23 protein-coding genes, 1 tRNA gene and 1 pseudogene are annotated in these 22,250 nt (G+C 71.2%); 8 read left to right on the top strand and 17 right to left on the bottom strand.

What is annotated here, in order from left to right; translation table 11 throughout:
- Positions 1-333: 333 nt before the first annotated feature.
- From ACFY0O_RS32840 to ACFY0O_RS32825, 4 genes are all read right to left on the bottom strand, one after another.
- On the bottom strand, positions 334-495 hold the full coding sequence (locus tag ACFY0O_RS32840; protein ID WP_388953572.1) for a hypothetical protein: 162 nt from the start codon (positions 493-495) through the stop codon (positions 334-336).
- Between the two features lie 514 nt (positions 496-1,009).
- Entirely contained in the window at positions 1,010-1,372 is a 363-nt protein-coding gene (locus tag ACFY0O_RS32835) for a GntR family transcriptional regulator (RefSeq protein WP_388953570.1), read from the bottom strand.
- A gap of 1 nt (position 1,373) precedes the next feature.
- Positions 1,374-1,856, bottom strand: a complete 483-nt coding sequence (locus ACFY0O_RS32830; RefSeq protein ID WP_388953567.1) for a hypothetical protein — start codon at positions 1,854-1,856, stop codon at positions 1,374-1,376.
- Entirely contained in the window at positions 1,856-2,329 is a 474-nt protein-coding gene (locus tag ACFY0O_RS32825) for a DUF1648 domain-containing protein (protein ID WP_388953564.1), read from the bottom strand. The genes ACFY0O_RS32830 and ACFY0O_RS32825 overlap by 1 nt, the downstream gene beginning before the upstream one ends.
- Positions 2,330-2,560: 231 nt before the next feature.
- Between ACFY0O_RS32825 and ACFY0O_RS32820 the strand changes: the two genes are divergently transcribed.
- The 5 genes and pseudogenes from ACFY0O_RS32820 to ACFY0O_RS32800 all read left to right on the top strand — a co-directional run bounded on the left by ACFY0O_RS32820 (position 2,561) and on the right by ACFY0O_RS32800 (position 6,363).
- Positions 2,561-3,286: a hypothetical protein gene (locus ACFY0O_RS32820; protein ID WP_388953562.1), complete on the top strand. Its 726-nt coding sequence runs from the start codon at positions 2,561-2,563 to the stop codon at positions 3,284-3,286.
- Between the two features lie 225 nt (positions 3,287-3,511).
- Positions 3,512-4,009, top strand: a complete 498-nt coding sequence (locus tag ACFY0O_RS32815) for an SdpA family antimicrobial peptide system protein (RefSeq protein WP_388953559.1) — start codon at positions 3,512-3,514, stop codon at positions 4,007-4,009.
- Positions 4,006-4,974, top strand: a complete 969-nt coding sequence (locus tag ACFY0O_RS32810) for a sporulation-delaying protein SdpB family protein (protein WP_388953557.1) — start codon at positions 4,006-4,008, stop codon at positions 4,972-4,974. The genes ACFY0O_RS32815 and ACFY0O_RS32810 overlap by 4 nt, the downstream gene beginning before the upstream one ends.
- Before the next feature lie 160 nt (positions 4,975-5,134).
- A pseudogene (locus ACFY0O_RS32805) lies at positions 5,135-5,933 on the top strand (IS5 family transposase).
- Between the two features lies 1 nt (position 5,934).
- A complete protein-coding gene (locus ACFY0O_RS32800; RefSeq protein WP_388953554.1) occupies positions 5,935-6,363 on the top strand; it encodes a tyrosine-type recombinase/integrase in 429 nt (142 codons plus the stop codon).
- A 99-nt stretch (positions 6,364-6,462) separates the two neighbouring features.
- Here ACFY0O_RS32800 and ACFY0O_RS32795 read toward each other — a convergent pair.
- Positions 6,463-6,536: transfer RNA gene (locus ACFY0O_RS32795), tRNA-Pro, on the bottom strand.
- A gap of 110 nt (positions 6,537-6,646) precedes the next feature.
- Here ACFY0O_RS32795 and ACFY0O_RS32790 point away from each other — a divergent pair.
- Positions 6,647-7,126, top strand: a complete 480-nt coding sequence (locus ACFY0O_RS32790) for a DUF309 domain-containing protein (protein WP_388953551.1) — start codon at positions 6,647-6,649, stop codon at positions 7,124-7,126.
- Here ACFY0O_RS32790 and ACFY0O_RS32785 read toward each other — a convergent pair.
- Genes ACFY0O_RS32785 through ACFY0O_RS32770 form a run of 4 tightly spaced genes read right to left on the bottom strand, consistent with a single transcriptional unit; the run spans position 7,123 to position 10,403 of the window.
- Positions 7,123-7,512, bottom strand: a complete 390-nt coding sequence (locus tag ACFY0O_RS32785) for a VOC family protein (protein ID WP_388953548.1) — start codon at positions 7,510-7,512, stop codon at positions 7,123-7,125. The two genes, ACFY0O_RS32790 and ACFY0O_RS32785, sit on opposite strands and share 4 nt — an antisense overlap.
- Positions 7,513-7,516: 4 nt before the next feature.
- On the bottom strand, positions 7,517-8,149 hold the full coding sequence (locus tag ACFY0O_RS32780; RefSeq protein ID WP_388953546.1) for a lactate utilization protein C: 633 nt from the start codon (positions 8,147-8,149) through the stop codon (positions 7,517-7,519).
- Positions 8,146-9,651 carry a lactate utilization protein B gene (locus tag ACFY0O_RS32775; protein WP_388953543.1) on the bottom strand — a complete coding sequence of 502 codons (1,506 nt, stop codon included), beginning with the start codon at positions 9,649-9,651 and terminating at the stop codon, positions 8,146-8,148. The genes ACFY0O_RS32780 and ACFY0O_RS32775 overlap by 4 nt, the downstream gene beginning before the upstream one ends.
- Entirely contained in the window at positions 9,648-10,403 is a 756-nt protein-coding gene (locus ACFY0O_RS32770) for a (Fe-S)-binding protein (RefSeq protein ID WP_388953540.1), read from the bottom strand. The genes ACFY0O_RS32775 and ACFY0O_RS32770 overlap by 4 nt, the downstream gene beginning before the upstream one ends.
- 18 nt (positions 10,404-10,421) lie before the next feature.
- On the opposite strand from ACFY0O_RS32770, the gene cobF reads away from it, so the two are divergent.
- Positions 10,422-11,174: a precorrin-6A synthase (deacetylating) gene (cobF, locus tag ACFY0O_RS32765; RefSeq protein WP_388953538.1), complete on the top strand. Its 753-nt coding sequence runs from the start codon at positions 10,422-10,424 to the stop codon at positions 11,172-11,174.
- A 12-nt stretch (positions 11,175-11,186) separates the two neighbouring features.
- Here cobF and ACFY0O_RS32760 read toward each other — a convergent pair whose 3' ends face one another.
- On the bottom strand, positions 11,187-12,329 hold the full coding sequence (locus ACFY0O_RS32760; RefSeq protein ID WP_388953535.1) for an aminotransferase class V-fold PLP-dependent enzyme: 1,143 nt from the start codon (positions 12,327-12,329) through the stop codon (positions 11,187-11,189).
- Positions 12,330-12,479: 150 nt separating this feature from the next.
- Positions 12,480-14,198, bottom strand: a complete 1,719-nt coding sequence (locus ACFY0O_RS32755) for a glycoside hydrolase family 71 protein (RefSeq protein WP_388953532.1) — start codon at positions 14,196-14,198, stop codon at positions 12,480-12,482.
- Positions 14,199-14,408: 210 nt separating this feature from the next.
- On the opposite strand from ACFY0O_RS32755, the gene ACFY0O_RS32750 reads away from it, so the two are divergent.
- Positions 14,409-14,879: a hypothetical protein gene (locus tag ACFY0O_RS32750; RefSeq protein WP_388953529.1), complete on the top strand. Its 471-nt coding sequence runs from the start codon at positions 14,409-14,411 to the stop codon at positions 14,877-14,879.
- 99 nt (positions 14,880-14,978) lie between these two features.
- On the opposite strand, the gene ACFY0O_RS32745 is transcribed toward ACFY0O_RS32750, so the two are convergent.
- The 6 genes from ACFY0O_RS32745 to ACFY0O_RS32720 all read right to left on the bottom strand — a co-directional run bounded on the left by ACFY0O_RS32745 (position 14,979) and on the right by ACFY0O_RS32720 (position 22,246).
- Positions 14,979-17,198 carry an NADP-dependent isocitrate dehydrogenase gene (locus ACFY0O_RS32745; RefSeq protein WP_388953526.1) on the bottom strand — a complete coding sequence of 740 codons (2,220 nt, stop codon included), beginning with the start codon at positions 17,196-17,198 and terminating at the stop codon, positions 14,979-14,981.
- A gap of 199 nt (positions 17,199-17,397) precedes the next feature.
- Positions 17,398-17,751, bottom strand: coding sequence for a DUF805 domain-containing protein (locus ACFY0O_RS32740; RefSeq protein ID WP_388953523.1), 354 nt, complete (start codon positions 17,749-17,751; stop codon positions 17,398-17,400).
- A gap of 156 nt (positions 17,752-17,907) precedes the next feature.
- Complete coding sequence (locus ACFY0O_RS32735) at positions 17,908-18,726, bottom strand: chitosanase (RefSeq protein ID WP_388953758.1); 819 nt, start codon at positions 18,724-18,726, stop codon at positions 17,908-17,910.
- A 149-nt stretch (positions 18,727-18,875) separates the two neighbouring features.
- A complete protein-coding gene (gene corA, locus ACFY0O_RS32730) occupies positions 18,876-19,958 on the bottom strand; it encodes a magnesium/cobalt transporter CorA (protein ID WP_388953520.1) in 1,083 nt (360 codons plus the stop codon).
- 73 nt (positions 19,959-20,031) lie between these two features.
- Positions 20,032-20,421: a molybdopterin-binding protein gene (locus ACFY0O_RS32725; protein WP_388953518.1), complete on the bottom strand. Its 390-nt coding sequence runs from the start codon at positions 20,419-20,421 to the stop codon at positions 20,032-20,034.
- 43 nt (positions 20,422-20,464) lie between these two features.
- Positions 20,465-22,246, bottom strand: a complete 1,782-nt coding sequence (locus ACFY0O_RS32720) for a protein kinase (protein WP_388953515.1) — start codon at positions 22,244-22,246, stop codon at positions 20,465-20,467.
- Positions 22,247-22,250 lie beyond the last annotated feature (4 nt).

Below are 22,250 nucleotides of genomic sequence, written 5' to 3'. Positions count from 1 at the left end.
CCGCAGTACGCGCCGAAAACCGCTAGGAGCAGTTGCGTCCGCACCCGAACGGAAAGCCGAAGTCGATTCCCGCTATGCCGGCCTGACCCGCGATTCCCCGGCCAGCTCAGTGCCCCGCCGAAGAAGCCGGCGACGGACGCCGGGCCGTCCGAGCGCAACTTCTCGCCACCCGTGCCGCGCCCATCTGGACACGGCCAGGCGAGGTTCCTGATGGCACGCTTGACCACCGGTTCATTACGGGGCAGAAGCCTCTGATCCCCAACGCCCGCCAGAGCAGACCAAGCCCAATAAGCAACCCCGGCTCATCAGGCAGTCTCTGCGTGCGCCCTCAGGTCAGCGCAGGCCATCCGTGTCGTCGAACTCTTCGCCGATTGGGAGTGGCCGATGGTCGTCCTCCGAGGTCTCGCCATAGACGACCGAGGAGACCGCCCTGTCGTATGCCTCGTCGAGACCGTTCCCGCTTGTGCCGAGTATGTTTTCCCAGTCAATTCCCATACCTGCGATCCTACGAGCTGATACAGCTCCGTCATCGCCTGGTCGTGGCGGCGGAAGTGCTTGTCACCGGCCTTTACCTCGGGGTCCAGGAGGTCTAGGAACCACGACTGCTCCAAGCGTTGCCCGATCCGGTCCCCCACGCGGTGGCTCCAGCCCCTGCCGGGCTGGGAGAGGATCTCGTGCAGCAGGAACTGGTCGTCGGACTGCTGCTGAACGGTATCGGCTTCGTCCACCAGCAGTACAACCAGGTGATGCTGGGCCGCTTCGGCGACGCGGACCTCTGAGCCCAGGCGCTATAGATGTCACATAGGCAGGCCTGTTGACGCCAAGCACAGGGGTTGGCCACCGCAGGGCAGCTGTCGGGATGAGACCGACGGCTTGGGCTGGCGTCTGAGCCCCCATGTCCTCACCTGCTTCTCTTCAACAGCAAACACCTCACCGCGGTCCGGGCACGGGCCGTCACCAGCCGCTGTCGTCGATATACGCCCAGCAGGGCCTTCGTCCTGGCAGGCGATCACAAGCGTGATTTGAACTGCTTCTCGACCAGGGCGAGCGTCTCGGGCTGCGTCAGCCCGTGTGCTCGCGACAGTTGTACGACGCGGCGGCATGCCTCGATCAGCAGGGCTTGGGAGGTCGGGGTGGTCGTGGTGACGATGGCACCGCGCCCGGGGCGTAGTTCGATGAGGCGTTCCTCGTGGAGTTGCTGATAGGCCCTCAGCACGGTGTGCATGTTGACGCTGAGGGTCGCCGCGAGGGCACGCGCTCCCGGGAGCCGTTCACCTTTGTGGATGGTGCCATCGGCCAGTCCGCGGCGTATACAGGCGGCGATCTGCTCCGCCAGCGGCGTGCGTGCCTCGGGATCGATGGTGATGAGCATGTCAGTCGGCCTCGCTGCGCGGCGGCAGGTAGTGGTTGACCAGGTCCGCTGCTGTCTCGGCGTCGTCGACGGTGATGACGAAGCGTGTCCCGCGGGTCAGTTCGAGCCAGAGAGCGTCGCCTTCCCTGAGGGAGACCGCCCGCATCCCGGGCTTCCATCGGTAACCCCAGCCGCCCACTTCCATGGGCCGGGTCCAGCGAGCTTCGGCGCGTGCGATCCGGTCCACCGTGATCTGGCGTCGAAGGAAGGGCGCAAGGGCTGACGCCACCGTGACGCCGTTTGCGGACACGGTCACCTTGATGCCGCCGGTGACGAGGAAGGCGGCTGCTGCGGTCAGGAGGATGAGACTGACCGTTCGGTACTCGTCGACGAAGGCGGCGACCGTGAGGAGGGCGATGGCGAGAACTACGCCGACAGCGAGCATCCAACCGCTGTACTGGGACCGGTACCAGACCGTTCGCTTGTCATCGTGCTGAGAGTGCATCAGTGCCTCCGTCGGAGAAAGCGGCCTATGAGCGCGATCGCAGCGCCAATGGCGAGCGCGATGAAGAACTGGTGGAGAGGGACAGAGACGTCCTGGCCGTCAGCGGACTTGGTGCTGGCCTGCAGCAGGGAATACATCAGATACGCCGTTGCCATCGCGGCCGCCCAGGCAAGGGTGACGATCGTGCGGAACGAGCCTGGCGCACTGTCCTCGTCGTCGCCGGCCAGCGCCCAGATCAGGAAGAGAGCAGCCTCGATGACGAAGATCACCAGGTATGAAGCCAGGGCCGAACTCGAAGGGCTATACCTGTCGGCGCCGTTGAATCCGAAGTGGGTGGCCATCCGGTCCGGCAGCCCCTGCCGTAGCAGCAAGTACGCAGCGAGCGTGGCGACCAGTGCTGTGATGAAGGGTGCGACTATCGCGGCGGCTCTGAGCCCGGGGCGCATGTCGTGCTGTTCGTCTGCTGTTGGCACGCAAGCTCCGTTCCGTGAGGGGGTCTCCGGTGTCTCCGAAACTTTCTGTTCGTATCAAGCTAGAACAATGGAAACGGGTTCCGTGAGGCCATATCCGGACGTTCCCATTACTCACTGCATGGGGGCCCGTCTGCTGAGCACCGCGCGACGGAATACACTCCTCCGATAATGCGCCCAATGTGACACCGGTCACCATGAGTGAAAAATGCCACGCCCTGAGCAATCGATTACGTGTACGATATCGCCGTCCATCGCGATGGCATGCGCACGACCAATCCGACCAATCAACGCAAGTTCGGGGAGTCGCACGTGAAGACCAGAAACACCGCGGTTGCAACCGTAGCCGCGTTAGCGGTCGCCTTCACCGGCGTCGCCGCGCACGGAGCGACAGCAACCAGCGGCAGCCCCACCGCCGCATCAGCGCACTCGGCAGCTCCCAACGTGGGCTCGGTTGAAGACGGACGGACCCTGTTCGCCGGCGTCTACTTCGCACAGGGCTCCGTGGCCGAGGAACTGAGCAAGTCGCCGGAATTCCGCCAGGTGACAAAACTGAGCGGGGAGAACAGTACGGCGGAGAAGCACAAGGCCACATCTGCCGTGATGAACGTGATCCAAGAGAAGCAACCGGACTTCTTCCAGACCTTCTCCGAAAAGCTCCGTTCCGGAAACCCCCGCCAGGTCCAGAGCGGCATCGCCGACGGCAACAGCGCCCTTCGGGCGCTGGCGAAGGAGAGGGCGGACGCACCCGACCCCGGCACGGCGAGCGGAACATGCGTGATCCTCGCCATCGACGTGCTGGTCGTCCTCAACGCCGGCGCCGCGGTGAACCTCTCCGTGGCCGTGGCCGTTCAGGCCTGGAAGTACATCAACACCACCTCCGTGGCACCGGAGGGCGAGGACAACTCGCTCGCCAGTGAGCAGCGCATCGCCAAGCTCACCCAGGCCCTGGCCGCCTGAGACAGAGCCTGGCACCGGCAGGGCGGTGGGGCGCGCCTGGGAGCGCCCTACCGCCGTCTGCCAGCAACGCGTCGCGCCCTCGCCCAGGGCAGAGCACCCGAACCCGTGCACACCGCACCAGGGAGAACCGTGCGCCTATTCCGTTTCGACGTCAGATGCAAAAACCCGTCCGGCACCGCCGATGTTCCGCGCTCCTGGGTAGCAGCGGTCGTCGCGGGATGGACGGTGGCCATTCTTTACGTGGCTCAAAGCTTCCTCCCCCACAATGTGGTATCACTTCCCGCGCAGGAAAAAGTGCGCAAACTCGCCACCGTCACGGCGCCACAAGGATGGGCCTTCTTCACCAAGTCGGCCAAGGACCCCAGCTACGCCCCGTATCGCTTGGTCGACGGTAATTGGAAGAATATCTCTTTGACACCGCACTCACGGCCTTCCAACGCCTTCGGCTTCGACCGCGCCTCCCGTACACAAGGCATCGAAGCCGCCCTGATGCTGCGGCAAAAGGACACACGTTGGACCGCCTGCGACAGCGCGGACACGGTCGACCAGTGCCTGTCACGTGTCAAGAACCGGCCGTCCGTAACCAACCCGTCCCCTGCTCCTACCCTCTGCGGCCAAGCTGCGGTCGTCGAGATGAAACCGGTGCCGTGGGCATGGCGTGACCTGTCATCAGAACACGCGACCTCTACCAGGGTTGCGAGCTGGCAGGTGACCTGCCGATGACGAAACACTCCATTCCCCTGCCATGGACCAACGTCTACGGGCTGGCCCGAACCCTCGTCGCCCTCGGCACGGCCGGCACACTCGCGGCATCCAGCGCGCAGACTCTTTTCCGCCCGGTGGCGACACTCGGCGACTACCCCTCCTGCCAGTCCGCTGCCGCAGGCAGCGTCTTCTGTCTCTCACCGCACGACTACACCGGTCTCACCTGGATCAAGTGGGTATGCGTCGTCACGCTCCTGATCACCGCCTCCGGATGGCGCCCACGCCTGACGGCACTGCCTCACGCTTACATCAACTACAGCGTGTTCTCCGGCATCGCCATCGTCGATGGAGGAGACCAGATCGCGCTCATCCTCTCGGTGCTCTTCATCCTCCCCGCGTTGGGCGACCCTCGTCGCTGGCACTGGCAGCCGCCGCCCACTCGCCCCCTGACCAGCTCATCTCACCGTGCCTTCCTGCTGTTGGGGCATAGCAGTCTCTTCGTCCTGCGGTTGCAGATGTCGGTCCTGTACTTCCAGGCCGCCGTCGCCAAACTGCCCCACTCGGAATGGGCCGACGGCACAGCCATGTGGTACTGGGGGACCAACCCTGATTTCGGTCCCGCCCCATGGCTAGCCACCCTGGTGACCCCCGTGATCTCCACGGCACTGGGCGTTGCACTCATGACGTGGGTACCGATGGTCATCGAGCTGTCCTTGGCTGCCAGCCTGCTCATCCCCTTCCGCAGACGGCAGTACGTCATGGCCGCCGGACTGCTCTTCCACCTCTCCATCGCGGGCATCATGGGACTGTGGAGTTTCGCCCTTGCCATGGCAGGCGGGATTATCGTGCTCTGCCTCCCCGCCGGGTCCTCTCTCGACGTCGCTTACGACGGACTACCCGAGCAGGAGCCCGCCGGCCCGTCACTCCAGCGGGAAACGCAGCCAAACGCGACTGTGTCCAGCCTTCCGCCATCTGGCCTCTGACCCGTCTGTGGCATCGGCATCCCGCCGATGCCACAAAGGAACCTCCGAAGGCACCCGTTACCGCGACGCGTGGCCACCGCCGCCGTCGGCGGCGGCTTCTCTGGCATCCACCGCTAACAAGGCATCTCATCTGGCTGGGTAGGCTGCTGCTGTGGCGGGGATCGTCGAGCGGCTCGTGCCGGATGAGCTGTGGGAGCTGTTCCAGCGGGTGGTGCCGGAGGCGCCGTCGCGGCCGCAAGGTGGCGGCCGGCGTCGTCACGGCGACCGTGAGGTGCTGGCCGCGATCGTGTTTGTGGCGACCTCTGGCTGCACGTGGCAGCAGCTGCCGACGGCCTCGTTCGGCCCTTCCGGCGCGACGGCCCACCGCCGTTTCACCGAATGGACGAAGGCCCGGGTGTGGGCCAAGCTCCACCGCCTGGTCCTCGACGAGCTCGGTTGGCGCGGCGACCTGGACTGGTCGCGGTGCGCGATCGACTCGGTCAACATGCGGGCCCTGAAAAGGGGGACCTGACAGGTCCGAATCCTGTCGACCGGGGCAAGTACGGCTCGAAGATCCATCTGATCACGGAGCGGACCGGTCTGCCCCGGTCCGTCGGCATCTCCGGCGCCAACGTCCACGACAGCCAGGCCCTGATCCCGCTCGTGAAGGGGATACCCCCGATTCGCTCCCGCCGCGGCCCCGTCGGCGAAGGCCCACCAAGCTCCACGGCGACCAGGGATACGACTACCGTCACCTGCGGCAATGGCTGGCACAGCGGGGCATCCAGCACCGCATCGCGCGCAAGGGCATCGATAACTCCCAGCGACTCGGTCGACATCGCTGGACCATCGAACGGACCATGGCCTGGCTCGCCGGCTGCCGCCGACTCCACCGCCGCTACGAACGCAAAGCGGAGCACTTCCTCGCCTTTACCAGCCTCGCCTGCACCCTCATCTGCTACCGCCAACTCGCCAAATGAGATGACGTGTAAGGCAAAACGCGCCCGCAAGGTACGCCTCATCGAAGAAGTACGGCCGATGGTTGCCCAGCGGCTGCTGGCCATCGGCAATGACCCCGATGCCCGGATCTTCTTCCGACCGCGTGGCGGTCGCATCTCCACTGCGGTCCTACGCGACGCCACTCACTGGGACGACGTCGTCACGGAACTCGGCTTCGAACACCTCCGACGGCACGACCTGCGCCACACCGGACTGACCTGGTTCGCCGACGCCGGCGTACCACTTCACGTCCTACGCAAGATCGCCGGGCACGGTTCGCTGACCACCACTCAGCGCTACCTGCACCCCGACGCCGGCCAGATCACCGCAGCTGGTGCCGCGCTGTCTGCGCACCTCATGGTGCTCCGTGCACCTCGTTCGCTGCCAGTCACGGCCGTCACCGCAATCTGACCCGCACTGACCGCTCTGGTCCCCAACTGGTCCCCAAAAACGATCAAGGGGCCGTTTTGGATTGCTCCAAAACAGCCCCTGACCTGCGACTCTTTCGAGTCGGGACGACAGGATTTGAACCTGCGACCCCTTGACCCCCAGTCAAGTGCGCTACCAAGCTGCGCCACGTCCCGTTGCCCCTGCGACCTGGGGTTTCCCCCTCGTGCGCCGGGCACATGCAGAACATTACCCCACGTTGAGGGGTGCGTGTGCACGGGTGAGCGGGGCGGGGGAGGATGGGTCGGTGGACGGTAGGGAGCGGGATCGGGACGGGGCGGGGCGGGCGCGCAGTGCGCGGCCGCGGGACGGGCTGGGGCGGCCGCTGGAGTACGGGGCCGACGGGGTGGCGCGGCAGCCCGAGGGGGCGGTGCGGGCGCCCGGGGAGACGGTCGCGGAGGCGCAGCGGCTGCTGGACGCCGGGATGCCGTTCCACGCGCACGAGGTGTTCGAGGATGCCTGGAAGTCCGGGCCGCCGGAGGACGCCGCGCTGTGGCGGGCGCTGGCGCAGCTCGCCGTGGGGCTGACGCACGCCGCGCGGGGGAACGCCGTCGGCGGGGCGCGGCTGCTGCGGCGCGGGGCCGGGGCCCTGGCCGGGCGCGGGAACGCCTACGGGATCGACGTGGCCGGGCTGGTGGCGTGGGCCGGGGAGCTGGCCGAGCGGGTGGAGGCCGGGGAGCGGATCGGCGCGGCGGCCGAGGCCCCCCGGCTGTCCGGCCCGGTCTAGGCCGGCTGGAGGAGGTCCCAGCGGTTTCCGTAGAGGTCCTCGAAGACGGCGACGGAGCCGTACGGCTCGTGGCGCGGCTCCTCCAGGAAGCGGACGCCCTCGGCGGCCATGCGGGCGTGGTCGGCGGCGAAGTCGGCGGTGTGGAGGAAGAAGCCGACCCGGCCGCCGGTCTGGTCGCCGATGCGGGAGCGCTGGGCGTCGTCCTTGGCGCGGGCGAGGAGGAGGGCGGCCTCCTTGGCGCCGGGCGGGCGGACGACGACCCAGCGAGAGCCGTCGGGGCGGGCGGTGTCCTCGGCGAGTTCGAAGCCGAGGGCGCGGGTGTAGAAGTCGATGGCCTCGTCGTAGTCGCGGACCACGAGGGTGGTGAGGGCGATGCGGGATGACATGCCCTCATTGTGCGGGGGTGTCGAGGAGGACCACGTCCAGGGTGCGGGGGCCGTGGACGCCCTCGACCCGGTCGAGTTCGATGTCGCTGGTGGCCGAGGGGCCGGAGATCCAGGTCAGCGGGCGGGCGGGGTCGAGGCGTTCGAGGGCCTGCGGGACGGAGTCCACGACCTGGGCGGGGACGCGGACCACGCAGACGTGGTGGTCCGGGATCAGGGTGATGCGGCGCCGGCCCTGGTCGGGGCCGCCGTCGAGGACGATCGTGCCGGTCTCGGCGATGGCGAGCGCGCAGCCGGTGACGGCGCTGTCGACCCGGTCCAGCTCGTACGGGGTGGAGGCGGCGTGGTCGTGGACGCGGGTGGCGGGCGTCCGTGAGAGCCAGTGCGGGGGCAGGGCCGGCGGGACGAGGACGGTGCGGGAGGCGGAGAGCAGGCGGGCGAGGAGGTCCTGGAGGCCGTCCTCGTCCGTGCGGTGGACCTTCGCGCGGTACTCCGTGAGGTGGGCGGCGAGCAGGTCGGCCGTCTCGGCCGGGGTGCGGGTGCCGTGGGTGCGGAAGTAGTCCCGGGGGACGGGCGGGGCCTCCGGGGCGTGGGCGTTGGCCCGTCGGATGCGGGACAGGATGCGGTCCTTGGTGCTCAACCCCGGTTCCCCCGTTCGCGGAGCCACCAGTCGCGGAAGGGTTCCGCCGGGATGTCGGGAAGGGCGCGGGTGTCCGTCCAGGCGCGGCCCGGGCCGGGGAGCCGGCGGGGGCGCAGGCGGCGGGCGCGGGCCAGGAGGCGTTCGGTGGCGCGCAGGGCGCCGGGGTGGTCCAGGAGGAGGCGGGCGGCGCGCATGGCGGCCCGTTCGGCGGTGTGTCCGTCGGCGGGGCGCAGCCGTACGCGGATCCCGGCGCGGGTGACGGGGCCGCCCTGGGCGAGGCGTTCGCGGAGGTGGACCAGGACCTCGGGGATGTCGATGGCGACGGGGCAGACCTCGTAGCAGGCCCCGCACAGGGTGGAGGCGTAGGGCAGGGTGGCGTCGATCTCGTTGCCCGTGCCGCGGAGTTGGGGGCTCAGGATGGCCCCGATGGGGCCGGGGTAGACGGAGCCGTAGGCGTGGCCGCCGGCGCGTTCGTAGACGGGGCAGACGTTGAGGCAGGCGGAGCAGCGGATGCAGCGCAGGGCCTGGCGGCCGGTCTGGTCGGCGAGGGTGTCGGTGCGGCCGTTGTCGAGGAGGACGAGGTGGAAGGCGGAGGGGCCGTCGCCGCCGGTGGTCCCGGTCCACATGGTGGTGTACGGGTTCATCCGCTCGGCCGTGGAGGAGCGCGGCAGGGTCTGGAGGAAGACCTCCAGGTCGCGGAAGGTGGGCACGACCTTCTCGATGCCGACGACCGAGATCAGGGTGTCGGGGAGGGTCAGGCACATCCGGCCGTTGCCCTCGGATTCGAGGACGACCATGGTGCCCGTCTCGGCGACCATGAAGTTGGCGCCGGAGACGGCGACTTCGGCACGCAGGAACTTCTCGCGGAGGTGGAGCCGGGCGGCTTCGGCGAGTTCGCGGGGGTCGTCGCCGAGGTCTTCGGGGGCCGGGCGGCCCCACCTTCCCATCTCGGTGCGGAAGATGTCGCGGATCTCGTCGCGGTTGCGGTGGATGGCGGGGACCAGGATGTGCGAGGGCCGGTCGTGGCCGAGCTGGACGATGAGCTCGGCGAGGTCGGTCTCGTAGGCGGCGATCCCGGCGGCCTCCAGGGCCTCGTTGAGGCCGATCTCCTGGGTGGCCATCGACTTGACCTTGACGACCTCGCGTGCGCCGGTGGCCAGGACCAGGCCGGTCACGATGCGGTTGGCCTCGTCGGCGTCGGCCGCCCAGTGCACGGTGCCGCCGGCCGCGGTGACGGAGGCCTCCAGCTGGAGGAGGTAGCGGTCGAGGTGGCGCAGGGTGTGGTCCTTGACGGCCCGGCCGGCCGCGCGCAGCCGGTCCCAGTCGGCGAGTTCGGTGACCGCGCGGGCCCGTTTGTCGCGGATGGTGTGGGTGGCGCGGCGGAGGTTGGCCCGCAGGACCTCGTCCCGTACGGCCTCCCCCGCCGCCTGCGGGAACGGCGGGAAGGCGGGGGAGGCGCCGGAGGTCGGGAAGGCGGGCATGCCCAGGTCCGTGCGGGTCATGGCAGCGGGTCCTCCTCGGTCGACGCCAGGATCTCGGCGAGGTGCAGGGTGCGCAGCGGGGCCCCGGCGTGGCGGAGGGTGCCGTCGAGGTGGGCGAGGCAGGAGTTGTCGGCCCCGCACAGCACCTCGGCGCCCGTGGCCAGCGCGGCGGCGGTCTTGTCGGCGCCCATGGCGGCGGAGACGTCGGGGTTCTTGACGGCGAAGGTGCCGCCGAAGCCGCAGCACTCCTCGGCGCCGGGCAGTTCGAGGAGGTCCAGGCCCTTGACGGCGGCCAGCAGCCGCCGGGGACGCTCACCCAGCCCGAGGGTGCGCAGGCCGTGGCAGGAGGGGTGGTAGGTGACGGTGTGGGGGAAGTAGGCGCCCACGTCGGTCACGCCGAGCACGTCGACCAGGAACTCGGTGAGCTCGTACACCCGTGGGACGAGTTCCTCCGCGAGCCGTTCCAGTCCGCTCCCCCGCCCCTCCAGGGCGGCCTGGCGGGCGATGCGCGGGTAGTGGGCGCGGACCATGGCGGCGCAGGAGCCCGAGGGGGTGACCACGTGGTCGTAGCCGGCGAAGGCCTCGGCGGTGCGGCGCAGCAGCGGTTCGGCCTCGCGGCGGTAGCCGGTGTTGTACTGGGGCTGGCCGCAGCAGGTCTGGGCCGCCGGGAAGTCCACGTCGACCCCGAGCCGCTCCAGGAGGCGGACGACGGCGATGCCCGTACGGGGGTACAGGGCGTCGTTGACGCAGGTGACGAACAGGGCGACACGCATGGTGGGCACAATAGCCCGGTGAAGAAGTTCTCAGTGATCGGTATAGGCGCGGGCGACCCGGACCACCTGACCCTCCAGGCGGTCAAGGCGATCGGCGCGGCGGACGCATTCCTCATCCTGGAGAAGGGGGAGGAGAAGGCGGACCTGACGGGGCTGCGGCGCACCATGCTGGAGGCGCACGCGCGGCCGGGCCACCGTCTGGTGGAGGGCCGCGACCCGGACCGCGACCGCACCCCGGCGGAGTACGCGCCGACCGTGGACGGCTGGCGCAGCGCCCGGGCGGAGATCTTCGAGCGGTTCGTCGCCGAGGACCTGGCGGACGGCGAGACGGGCGCGTTCCTGGTGTGGGGCGACCCCTCGCTGTACGACTCCACGCTCGCGATCCTCGACGAGGTGCTGGAGCGCGGCCGGGTGTCGTTCGAGCACGAGGTGGTGCCGGGCATCAGCAGCGTGTCGGCGCTGCTGGCCCGGCACCGCACCAACCTGAACCGGGTCGGGCGCCCGGTCCAGATCACCACGGGCCGGCGGCTGGCGGAGGGCTGGCCGCAGGACGTGGACGACGTGGTGGTGATGCTGGACGCCCGGCACGCCTTCACCGCCCACCTGGACCAGGACCTTTTCATCTACTGGGGCGCGTACGTGGGCACCCCGGACGAGATCCTGGTCTCGGGGAAGCTGTCGGAGGTGGCGGGCCGCATCGAGGAGCTGCGGACGGAGGCCCGGGCCCGCAAGGGCTGGATCATGGACACCTACCTCCTGCGGCGCGCCTGACGGCGCCGGCGGTCAGCGCAGGTAGGCGGGCAGGGCCGCGGCGAGGCGTTCGTACTCCTCGGGCCGGTTGTAGACCTGCCCGCAGACCCGCAGCCCGCCGCCGCCCGGCCAGGGCCAGACCAGGACGCGGATACGGAGCTTCGCGGCGAGTTCCTCGCGCAGTGCCGTGGCCGCCTCCCGGGTCTCGGCCACGCCGGGCGGCAGCAGCAGGGAGCGCAGGGCCAGGCCCGGGGTGTGCGGCAGCGGGGTGAGGCCGGGGATCCGGGCGAGCAGTTCGGCGCCGTAGCCGGCCAGGGCGGCGTTGTGGGCCCGGACCCGGTCGGCGCCGAGGCGCTCCAGGAGGTCGAGGCCCTCGGGGGCGGCGAGCCAGCCGGTGTAGTCGAAGGTGGCCCGGTACTCGACGGAGAGCGGGAAGCCGCGGTGGTCCTCCCAGGAGGGGCTGAGGGAGCGGACCCGGGCGCGGTGGGCCGGGGCGACGGCGAGGAGGGCGCTGCCGGAGGGGGCGTACCCCCATTTGTGGAGGTTCCCGAACCAGAAGTCGGCGCCCGCGGCGATCGGATCGGCCAGCATGCCGGGGGCGTGGGCGCCGTCGACGACGGTGGTGATCCCGCGCTCCGCGAGCTCGGCGAGGAGCCGGGGGCCGGCGATGAGCCGGGCGGTGGGCGAGCTGACGTGGTCGAGGACGGCCACCCGGGTGCGGGAGGTGACCCCGGCCAGTACGGCCTCGCGCACGGCGTCCTCGTCGGGGAGGCGGGGGTCCAGGCTGACGGTGGTGACCTTGGCCCGGCGGGCGGCGGCGTCGACGACGGTGCCGTAGCCGTGGTCGGTGACCAGGATCTCGTCGCCTTCGGCGAGGGGGACGGCGTCGAGGGCGAGGTTGGCGCCCTCGGTGGCGTTGGAGATGAAGCAGAGGCCGTCCGGGTCCGCCCCCAGGCGCGCCGCGATCCGGCCCCGGGCGGCGGTGAGCCGTTCGGAGACCCCGTTGAAGAAGGCGTCGGGGTCGGCGTGGGCCTCGGCGCGCAGGGCTTCCTGGGCCTCCTGGACGGGCAGCGGCACCGCCCCGTACGAGCCGTGGTTGAGGTGCGCGACGGCCGGGTCCAGCCGGAACAGGGCGGGGCCGCCGGGGAAGGCGGGCGGGGCGGTCGGATCGGTCACGGGTGCCTCCGGGTCGGGGACGGGCGGGCGCGCCTGGCCTCGTGGGCCGGCTCCGGCAGCATGCGGCGTGCCGGGGCCCGGCGAAAGGGCCGCTTGGACGGGATTGGCCTGGCCGCGCCCCGCCGGCGCCCGTTTTCGCCTCCCTTGTTCCTACCCCGCCGTTCCTACCCCCGCCCGGCCGCTGGTCGCCGCGTAGTACTGGAGGTCCTGCACCGGCACCGTGCGGTCCGCCGGGTAGGGCAGTTCCACCTCCGTCGTGGCCCGGCCGTCGCGCACCAGCCGGGCGGAGCTGATGCCGGGGCCGAGCGGGAGCAGTTCGGCGTGGAGTCCGGCCGGGGCCGGGTGCTCGCGGGTGGTGCGGCCGACGGTGGTGCGCACGGTCCCGGGGCCGGTGAGGAGGCTGAGCACCTCCACGGTGTCCCGGGCGGCGGCGCTGCCCTTGCGCAGGGACATCAGCAGGGACTGGGCGCCCGTCGGGCCGGTGTCGGCGAACTGGGTGCGGGCGGTGAGGTAGAGGGTGTCGCGGACGATGCGCGGCCAGGCGCCGGTCTTGAAGCGGGTCAGGTAGTACGAGGTGAGGTCGAGGTAGGCGTAGCCGTTGTGCAGGGAGGGCGCGAACTGGCTGCCCTCGGAGTAGTCGTTCCAGGTGGTCAGCTGGACCCAGTCGGCGCCGTCCTCGATGGCGTGGGTCCAGGTGGAGCGCAGGGTGGCGGTGTTGCCGGCCTCGTCGTAGATCCCCTGGTTGGGGCGGGCGTCCTGGACGGACACCGGCTGCATCCAGATCCCGCCCAGCTCGTGGGCCCGCCGGACGTCGGCGGCGGCGCCGTCCTGGCCGGCGTAGCTGCGGCTGCCCCACTCGGAGAAGCCGTAGCTGATCGGTGCGAAGGCAGCGGCGTGGGCGTCGAAGTCGAGGAAGAGCGGGACGAGCGCGGTCCGGATCCCGTGCCGCGTCCGGAGGGTGTCGACGACCCGGCCCCACCAGGCCGGGTCCTTCTGCTCGGCCTTGAACGGGGAGAGCACCAGGCGGCCGTCGGCGAGCCGGTGGGCGGCCGGGGACGCGGCGAGGGTGGCGACGGCGTCGGCGAGCACCGCGGGGTCGTCGGTGTCCAGGGCGGTCATGTCGGGCATCAGCATGATCTTGAAGGCGGGGTCCACCGCGTGGGCCGCCTCCATCAGCTGCCGGGCACGCTCCCAGTTCTTGCCGGAGAGGGAGAGCAGGTCGAGGGTGAAGCCGTCGACACCGGCGTCCCGGGCGGTGCGCACCTCCTGCCGGAGGTTGGCGCCCTCCCAGTCCCCGGCCTTCGGCGGGACGGGCAGCGGGCGGTCGCGGAGCAGGCCCCCGTAGCGCTGGTGCTTGCCGTTCTCGCCGCCGGGGTCGAGGTAGTTGCGGGTGTAGTAGTCGGAGTCGGCGCTCGCGTTGTCCAGGGAGAGCGGGTAGGGGGTGAAGTAGTGGGCGAACACGAGCTTGCGGCCGGCCGCGCCGGAACGCAGGGCGGCCGGCCCCGGCAGGTCGAAGGGCAGGGCGCCGGCGGGGCGCGGCCCGCCGGTGTCCACCTGGCCGGTGGTGGCGGGGGCCGTGGCCCCGCCCCGGGCTCCGCCGTCGGCCGCGTCCCCGTCGCCGCTCGCGGGCCGTGTGCCGGAGGGCGCCGGGGACGAAGGCGCGCCGGTGCCGGCGGCGGGGGCGGGGGCGGGGGCGGGGGCGCCGGAGGGGAAGGGGTCCCAGGCGATGCCCGTGGCGGCACCGACGCCCACCAGCAGGAACACCGAGAGCAGCAGGGCCGGTAACGCCCTGCTCCCCCGCAGCCGCGGGCGGCGCCGGTGCGAAGAGGGCGTGCGCGCACCCCCGTTGGCCCTCCGGTCCGCTGTCATCGTCGAGCCCCTCCCCGGTACGCTCCCCGCTCGGGGGCTGCATAGCAGTAGAGCCGATGTCCGAGGCGCGGACAACCGTTCCCCCGATGCCCTCACGGAATACGACATTCCCCTAGTCATCCGTGTGAAGTGGCGCATAATCGTCGTCACGCGGCCCGAACCAGCCCAGCTGCCGCACCGGTCACGCATGCGATGGGGGGCATCGTGATGATGGGGGATTCCAGACCCGCACGGTCCGACGGGACGGCCGGGACCTTACCGGCCACCTCGACCGAGCTGTCGGACCTGCTCACCGCCGTGCGCCGGGGACGGGTGCTGACCGTCACGGGCCGCTTCCGCGAACCGCGCGGCCTGCTGGTCCGGGACATCGCGCGGCGGATCTCGTCCAACTTCTGCGACGGCGCCTCGGTGGTCTCCGTGTCCGGGGACGGCGGCGTGCGCGAGCTCGTGACCGCGCTGGGCTGCCTACCCGGTATGCCCTTCCTGCCCTGCGGGACCGCGGACGCCGCGTCCTGGCTGGCCGAACGGGACATGCTGCTGGTCCTGGACGACAGCGACCGGCTCTCCCCCGAGGCGCTGGCCTGGCTGCGGCGGCTGCTCGCCGTGGCGCCCGGCCTGCGCATCCTGGCGGCGGGCCGCCACCCCCTGGCGGTCGGCGAGGGCCGGGTCCACCGCCTCTGAGCCGGCTGCGGGAACGGGTCCGCCCCGGCCGGCGTGGTGTGCCGGCCGGGGCGGACCCGTACCTCTGCTGGCGCCCGGGGGACGTCAGCCCGGGGGACGTCAGCCCAGGAGCGCGAGCGCCTCGTTCAGCGTCGCGGACGGACGCATGACGGCCGCGGCCTTGGCCGGGTCGGGCTGGTAGTAGCCGCCGATGTCGGCCGGCGAGCCCTGGACGGCGTTCAGCTCGGCGACGATCTTCTGCTCGGACTCGGCCAGCGTCTTGGCGAGCGGCTCGAAGGCCGCGGCGAGCTTCGGGTCGTCGATCTGGCGGGACAGCTCCTGCGCCCAGTACAGGGCGAGGTAGAAGTGGCTGCCGCGGTTGTCGATGCCGCCGAGGCGACGGGTCGGCGACTTGTCCTCGTTGAGGAAGGTGCCGGTGGCGCGGTCGAGGGTGTCGGCCAGCACCTGGGCGCGGGCGTTGCCCGTGGTGGTGGACAGGTGCTCGAAGGAGGCGGCCAGCGCGAAGAACTCGCCCAGCGAGTCCCAGCGCAGGTAGTTCTCCTTGACCAGCTGCTGGACGTGCTTCGGGGCGGAGCCGCCGGCGCCCGTCTCGAAGAGGCCGCCGCCCGCCATCAGCGGGACGACCGACAGCATCTTGGCGCTGGTGCCCAGCTCCAGGATCGGGAAGAGGTCGGTCAGGTAGTCGCGCAGCACGTTGCCGGTCACCGAGATGGTGTCCTCGCCGCGGCGGATGCGCTCCAGGGAGTACTTGGTGGCCTCGACCGGGGAGAGGATCTCGATGGTCAGACCCTCGGTGTCGTGCTCGGCCAGGTAGGTCTTGACCTTGGCGATCAGCTGCGCGTCGTGGGCGCGGGTCTCGTCGAGCCAGAAGACGGCCGGGGCGCCGGTGGCGCGGGCGCGGGTGACGGCGAGCTTGACCCAGTCCTGGATGGGCAGGTCCTTGGTCTGGCAGGCGCGGAAGATGTCGCCGGCGGCGACCTCCTGCTCGATGAGCGCGTTGCCCGCGGCGTCGACGACGCGGACGGTGCCCGCGGCGGCGATCTCGAAGGTCTTGTCGTGGCTGCCGTACTCCTCGGCCTTCTGGGCCATGAGGCCGACGTTCGGAACCGAGCCCATGGTGGACGGGTCGAACGCGCCGTGGGCGCGGCAGTCCTCGACGACGGCCTGGTAGACGCCGGCGTAGCTGCTGTCCGGGAGGACGGCGAGGGTGTCGGCCTCGGCGCCGTCCGGGCCCCACATGTGGCCGGAGGTGCGGATCATGGCCGGCATCGAGGCGTCGACGATGACGTCGGACGGCACGTGCAGGTTGGTGATGCCCTTGTCGGAGTCGACCATCGCGAGGGCCGGGCCCTCGGCGATCTCGGCGTCGATCGAGGCCTTGATCGCGTCGCCGTCGGGGAGGGCGCCCAGGCCGTTCAGGATGGTGCCGAGGCCGTCGTTCGGGGACAGGCCGGCGGCGGCCAGGGTCTCGCCGTAGCGGGCGAAGGTCTTCGGGAGGAAGGCGCGGACCACGTGGCCGAAGATGATCGGGTCGGAGACCTTCATCATCGTGGCCTTGAGGTGCACGGAGAACAGGACGCCCTCGGCCTTGGCCCGCTCGATCTGGTCGTTGAGGAAGGTGCGCAGCGCGTCGACGTGCATGACGGACGCGTCCACGACCTCGCCGGCGAGGACCGGTACGGACTCGCGCAGGACGGTGACGGCGCCGTCGGCGGCGACGTGCTCGATGCGCAGGGTGCCGGCCTCGGCCATCACGGCGGACTTCTCGGTGGAGCGGAAGTCGTTCTCGCCCATGGTGGCGACGTTCGTCTTCGACTCGGGGGTCCAGGCGCCCATGCGGTGCGGGTGGGCCTTGGCGTAGTTCTTGACCGACGCGGGGGCGCGGCGGTCGGAGTTGCCCTCGCGCAGGACCGGGTTGACGGCGCTGCCCTTGACCTTGTCGTAGCGGGCGCGGATCTCGCGCTCCTCGTCCGACTTCGGGTCGTCCGGGTAGTCCGGAAGGGCGTAGCCCTGGCCCTGGAGCTCGGCGATCGCGGCCTTCAGCTGCGGGATCGAGGCCGAGATGTTGGGCAGCTTGATGATGTTGGCCTCGGGGGTCTTCGCCAGCTCGCCGAGCTCGGCGAGGGCGTCGGCGATGCGCTGCCCCTCCTCGAGGTACTCGGGGAACAGGGCGATGATCCGACCGGCCAGGGAGATGTCACGGGTCTCGACATTCACACCGGCCGTCGACGCGTACGCCTGCACCACGGGCAGGAAGGAATACGTCGCGAGGGCCGGGGCCTCGTCAGTGTGCGTGTAGATGATGGTCGAGTCAGTCACCGGATGCTCCGCTCCACAGTCTGCGTCTCTCGTCTGCAACATTGCTCGACATCAAGATATCTCGTGATCGGCCCGGTCAGGACAGCCCCCTGCCGCAACCCGAGCGAGACGCGTGTCACCTCCGGGCACACGCGAGCGCCGTCACCGGCTGCGACGGGCCGGTGACGGCGCTGGGAGGTGCGGGCCGCTCAGAGGTGGATCAGGCGGCGAGCTGCTTCGGGCTGGGGCCGTACGCGTTCGGTCCGGCGTCACCCTCGGTGGCCATCAGGATGAGCATCCAGATGAACCCGATGAAGGGGATGAGGCTGACCAGGTACCACCATCCGGACTTCCCGGTGTCGTGCAGCCGGCGGACCGAGACCCCCAGGGACGGGAGGAACACGGCGAGGGTGTAGATCCACGTGATGACCGGGTAGCTGCCGAGCGCGTAGTCCAGGATCGTCAGGACGATCACGATCGGGATGTTCCAGAGGAGGAACATCCAGTACTCCTGGCGGCGGGCGCGGCCCTGGAAGTCGGCGTACCGCTTGATGACGTCGAGGTAGTAGTTCACGAGTCCCCCCTTGGGACGGAACCTGCGGCCCCTCCCCTGAAAAACGGGGCCGGCCGGGTTATGCCCTCGGGACGACGCGCTCAAGCCACTTCGAGCCAACCGGATAAGGCCGGCATCCCTGGTTTCAAAGGGAGTTGGGCTGCTCAGCGCCCCGGGTCAGCCGATGTGGTACGAGTCCCCGTACACCTTCCAGTCAAGCGGGGTGTTCAGGTTGAGGTTGCCCTTCTTGAGGAAGACGCGCTGGGCGGTGTCGACGCGGCTGGTGTCGCTGTGCGCCTCCTCCTGCTTCATCGCCCAGACCCGGGCGTCGAGGAAGGCGTTCAGCCACGCGGTCTCGTTGCCGCCCTGGGCCGGGGGCTTGGCCTTGGACAGGGCGCGCTTCCTGATGTTGCGGAAGCTGGTGGGGTCGGAGCCGTCTCCGTGCATGACGATGGCGTCGTAGTAGGCGAACTGGCCGAGGGTGCCGACGCCGTCGGACTTGCCCTGCTTGACGGCGGGGTCGAAGTAGACGCGGTCGCGCTCGTGGTCCTGGGCCTTCTTGAACTCGGCGTCCTGGGCGGCCTTGGCCCAGTCCCTGGTGAAGTTGGGATCCAGGCCGGCGTGGGAGTCGCTGCCGTCGACCTTGCGCAGGGCCGGGAGGTACTTGGCGAGCACGTTCCCCGGCTTGACCTGGGTGTAGTACTCGACGAGGTCGAGCATGTCGCCGGTGCCGGAGCAGAAGCCGATGATGCCGGCGGTGTAGCCGCGGCCGTCGCCTATGTCCTCGATGTACTTGTACTGCGCCTTCCAGTCGAGGGAGGAGTTCTCGGCGCTGGAGACGATCCGCATGGCGATGTCCTTCTTCGCCGGGTGGTCCAGTCCGGCCGCCGCGCGGGCGGGGGCCGGGGCCGGGGCCGGGGCGGGGGCGGCGGGCGCCGCCTGGGCCGCCGCCGGGAGTGCGAAGAGGGTGGCGGCGAGGACGGCGCCGATGGCCAGGGTGGTGCGACGAGGGGTGAACACGAGGCCTCCGTAGGGGGGTTGAGCCTTCCCTGTTCCGTTAGGAAACTTTCCTACCAGATATGGGAAACGGAGGACACCCCCGGGGCGCACCTGTTCGGAATCCGCCCGTCCGGCCCCCGGCGGGCTCAGAGCCAGCCGTTGCGGCGGAAGCCCCGGTGGATGACCCAGCAGGCCACCGCCATGACGGCGAGGACCAGCGGATAGCCGTACGTCCAGTGGAGTTCCGGCATGTGGTCGAAGTTCATCCCGTACACCCCGCACACCATCGTCGGCACCGCCACGATGGCCGCCCACGCCGTGATCTTGCGCATGTCCTCGTTCTGCGCGACCGTCACCTGGGCCAGGTGCGCCTGGAGGATGGAGTCGAGGAGCCCGTCGTACGCGGCGATCTGCTCGGTCGCCCGCGTCAGGTGGTCGGCGACGTCCCGGAAGTACGCCCGGACCTCCGGCGGGATCACCGGTATCGGCTGCGTGGCCAGCTGTTCCAGCGGCCGCCCCAGCGGGGCCACCGCCCGGCGCAGTTCGAGGAGTTCGCGCTTGAGCTGGTAGATCCGGCCCGCGTCGCCCCGTCCGCCGTGCTCGCTGAAGACGGCCGTCTCCACCGCGTCCATGTCGCTCTGCACCGCGTCCGTGACGGCCACGTAGTCGTCGACGACGTGGTCCGCGATGGCGTGCAGCACGGCCGCCGGGCCCTTCGCCAGCTGCTCCGGCTCGGCCTCCAGGGCCTCGCGCACGGGACCGAGGGTGCCGTGGCCGCCGTGCCGGATGGTGATGACGAAGTCCGCGCCGACGAAGGCCATCAGCTCGCCGGTCTCCACCACCTCGCTGGTCGCCGTCAGTTCCTCGTGCTCGACGTAGCGGACGGTCTTGAACACCGCGAAGAGGGTGTCGTCGTAGCGCTCCACCTTGGGCCGCTGGTGGGCGTGGACGGCGTCCTCGACGGCCAGCGGGTGCAGCCCGAGCAGCTCCGCGAGTCCGGCGAGCTCCAGTTGGGAGGGCTCGTGCAGGCCTATCCAGACGAAGCCCTCGCCCGTCTTGCGGACCCGGCGCAGCGCCTCCTCGACCTCGGCGCAGCCCTCCTGGCGGACACCGTCCTGGTAGACCACGCAGTTGACCACCGAGCTGCCGAGCGGCGAGCGGGCCGGGTGGCTGAGGTCGACGGCCCGCCGGTAGCCGCGGCGCACGGCACGGCGCAGGTTGCTGAACATGGACAACGCGGTACTTCCCTTCGGCGGATCAGCGGCCAGTCTGCCACCGTCGCGCCGCCGGGCCCGTCCGAGGTCAGCCGCGGTCGACGAAGACGCTGGTCGACTTCACCCGCGCCGTGGCCCGCGAGCCCACCTCCAGGCCCAGTTCCTCCACGGCCTCCCGGGTGAGCAGGGAGACGACACGGTGCGGGCCGGCCTGGATCTCGACCTGGGCGTCGACGGTGCCGAGCTTCACGCCGGTGACGATGCCGGGGAAGGCGTTGCGCGCCGAGGTGTGCGGCTCCTCGCCGTCGGCCCCCTCCTGTGCCGCCTCGACGCAGAACGCGGCCAGGTCCGGGCCGTCGACCATGCGGCGGGTGCCCTCGCGGCGGGTGGGGAAGCGCTCGGCGTCGGCCCAGCGGCGGGCCGTGTCGACGCTGACGCCGAGCAGCCGGGCCGCCTGGCCGATGGTGTAGGACTCCATGGCCGCAGCTTAGGCCGTCTCCGGGCGGCCCGGCGGCGGCGGGTCAGCAGGCCGGTGACGAGCCCTTCTGGCCGGTGAGGTCCCGGTTGTAGAGCCAGCCGGTCTGGTTGGTGCCCTCCACGCGGACGAACGTCCACTGGTTGCCGTACGAGTTGACGATGTAGCAGTGGTACCAGAGCTTCGTCCCGCTCTTGACCAGGCTGCCCTGGGCACACTGCTGGTAGGGCGCGGCCAGCAGGTGGTGGTCGCCGGATATGTAGCCGTAGGTGCCGGGCTTGGGGTCCTTGTGGGTCCAGCCGGCGCAGCCCGTCGGGGTGGGGCCCGGCTTGGCGGCGGCGGACGAGGACCCCGACGCGGAGGGCGAGGCGGTGGACTTCTTCGAGGGCGAGGCGGACGGGCCGGTGCGGGACGGGGAGGGGGACGGGCCGGGGCTCGTGGCGCCGGGCAGGTCGCCCGGGGCCGGGGAGGAGGCGGGAGCGGAGGCCGGCGGCGCCGCGCTGGTACGGGCCTTCTTGCCGCCGCCTCCGGAAGTCAGGGCGTAGGTGACGCCTCCGGCCGCGAGCACGGCGGCCACGGCGGCGGCGACCACGGCCCGGCCGCGACCCCGGCGTCCGCCCGCACGAGGCCCGCCCGACGGTCCGGCCTGCGGTCCGGCCTGCGGTCCGGCCTGCGGTGCGCCGTGCGAGGGGAACGGGCCGTAGGGGGACGGGGCGTGGGGCTGCTGCGGAAACGATCCGCCGACCCCGACGGCCGGCGGCGGCCCGAACCCGGGCGGCACCTCGGCGCCCGGCCCGCCGCCGAACGGCGGCGCGACGGCCGACCGGACCGTCGGCGTGGGCCCGAACCCGGCGGCCGGGGAGCCCGGCCCGGTGGCCGGGGCGGCCCCGCCGGGCGTCGGGGGGATGCCGGCCGGAGCGGGCGCGCCGGGAGCGGCGTGCCGGGCGGCGGTCGCCGCTGCGGCGTCACCGGCGGCCACCGCCTCCAGCAGGGCCCGGGCCTGGTCGGCGGTCGGGCGGGAGTCCGGTTCCTTCGCCATCAGCGCCTGCAGCACCGGCCCCAGCGGGCCCGCCCGCCGGGCCTCGGGCAGGGGTTCGGCGACGATCGCGGACAGCGTCGACCACACCGAGGTCCGGCGGAACGGCGAGACGCCCTCCACCGCCGCGTACAGGGTCATCCCGAGCGACCAGATGTCCGATGCGGGGCCGGGTTCCCGGCCCTGCGCGCGCTCCGGCGGCAGGTAGTCCAGCGAGCCGACGATCTCCCCGCTGCGGGTCAGCTTCGCGAGCTCCTCGTCGTCCGGGTTCTGCATGCTGGCGATGCCGAAGTCGGTCAGGACGACCCGGCCGCCCCGCTCCAGCAGCACGTTGCCCGGCTTGACGTCCCGGTGCAGGACGCCGGCCCGGTGGGCGGCGTCGAGGGCGTCCATCAGCTTCGCCCCGATCGCGGCGGCCTCGTAGGGGTCCAGCGCGCCGTCCCGTGCGACGACCGCGTCGAGCGAGGGGCCGTCGACGAGTTCCATCACGATGACCGGGAGCCCCTGGTCCTCCGTCACGTCGTGCACCGTGACCACGCCCGTGTGCCGGATCCGTGCGGCGGCCTGCGCCTCGCGCCGCATCCGGGTCCGCAGGTCGGCCAGTTCGGCGGGGCCGGCGTCGGTGTAGGCCCGCAGCAGTTTGACGGCGACCTCCCGGCCGAGGACCTCGTCGACGGCCTTCGCGACCACGCCCATGCCGCCGCGGCCGACCACCGAGGTCACCCGGTAGCGGCCCCCGAGTGCCCTGCCGACGAGCTCTCCGTCGTTCGCCTGCTCCGATGGCACCGGCACCGCC

Source organism: Streptomyces sp. NPDC001594, from assembly GCF_042893675.1.
GTDB lineage: Bacteria > Actinomycetota > Actinomycetes > Streptomycetales > Streptomycetaceae > Streptomyces.
Note: the sequence above shows the minus strand (reverse complement) of the source record. Positions and strands in the feature narration are given on the sequence as shown.

What these genes read in the sequence shown, in the direction of transcription:
- ACFY0O_RS32725 (WP_388953518.1), bottom strand. Translation starts at nt 20,421, where the DNA reads ATGGAGTCCTACACCATCGGCCAGGCGGCCCGGCTGCTCGGCGTCAGC.
- ACFY0O_RS32750 (WP_388953529.1), top strand. Translation starts at nt 14,409, where the DNA reads ATGGGGGATTCCAGACCCGCACGGTCCGACGGGACGGCCGGGACCTTA.
- ACFY0O_RS32830 (WP_388953567.1), bottom strand. Translation starts at nt 1,856, where the DNA reads ATGCACTCTCAGCACGATGACAAGCGAACGGTCTGGTACCGGTCCCAG.
- ACFY0O_RS32755 (WP_388953532.1), bottom strand. Translation starts at nt 14,198, where the DNA reads ATGACAGCGGACCGGAGGGCCAACGGGGGTGCGCGCACGCCCTCTTCG.
- corA (WP_388953520.1), bottom strand. Translation starts at nt 19,958, where the DNA reads ATGTTCAGCAACCTGCGCCGTGCCGTGCGCCGCGGCTACCGGCGGGCC.
- ACFY0O_RS32810 (WP_388953557.1), top strand. Translation starts at nt 4,006, where the DNA reads ATGACGAAACACTCCATTCCCCTGCCATGGACCAACGTCTACGGGCTG.
- ACFY0O_RS32775 (WP_388953543.1), bottom strand. Translation starts at nt 9,651, where the DNA reads ATGACCCGCACGGACCTGGGCATGCCCGCCTTCCCGACCTCCGGCGCC.
- ACFY0O_RS32785 (WP_388953548.1), bottom strand. Translation starts at nt 7,512, where the DNA reads ATGTCATCCCGCATCGCCCTCACCACCCTCGTGGTCCGCGACTACGAC.
- ACFY0O_RS32835 (WP_388953570.1), bottom strand. Translation starts at nt 1,372, where the DNA reads ATGCTCATCACCATCGATCCCGAGGCACGCACGCCGCTGGCGGAGCAG.
- ACFY0O_RS32840 (WP_388953572.1), bottom strand. Translation starts at nt 495, where the DNA reads ATGGGAATTGACTGGGAAAACATACTCGGCACAAGCGGGAACGGTCTC.
- ACFY0O_RS32800 (WP_388953554.1), top strand. Translation starts at nt 5,935, where the DNA reads ATGACGTGTAAGGCAAAACGCGCCCGCAAGGTACGCCTCATCGAAGAA.
- ACFY0O_RS32770 (WP_388953540.1), bottom strand. Translation starts at nt 10,403, where the DNA reads ATGCGTGTCGCCCTGTTCGTCACCTGCGTCAACGACGCCCTGTACCCC.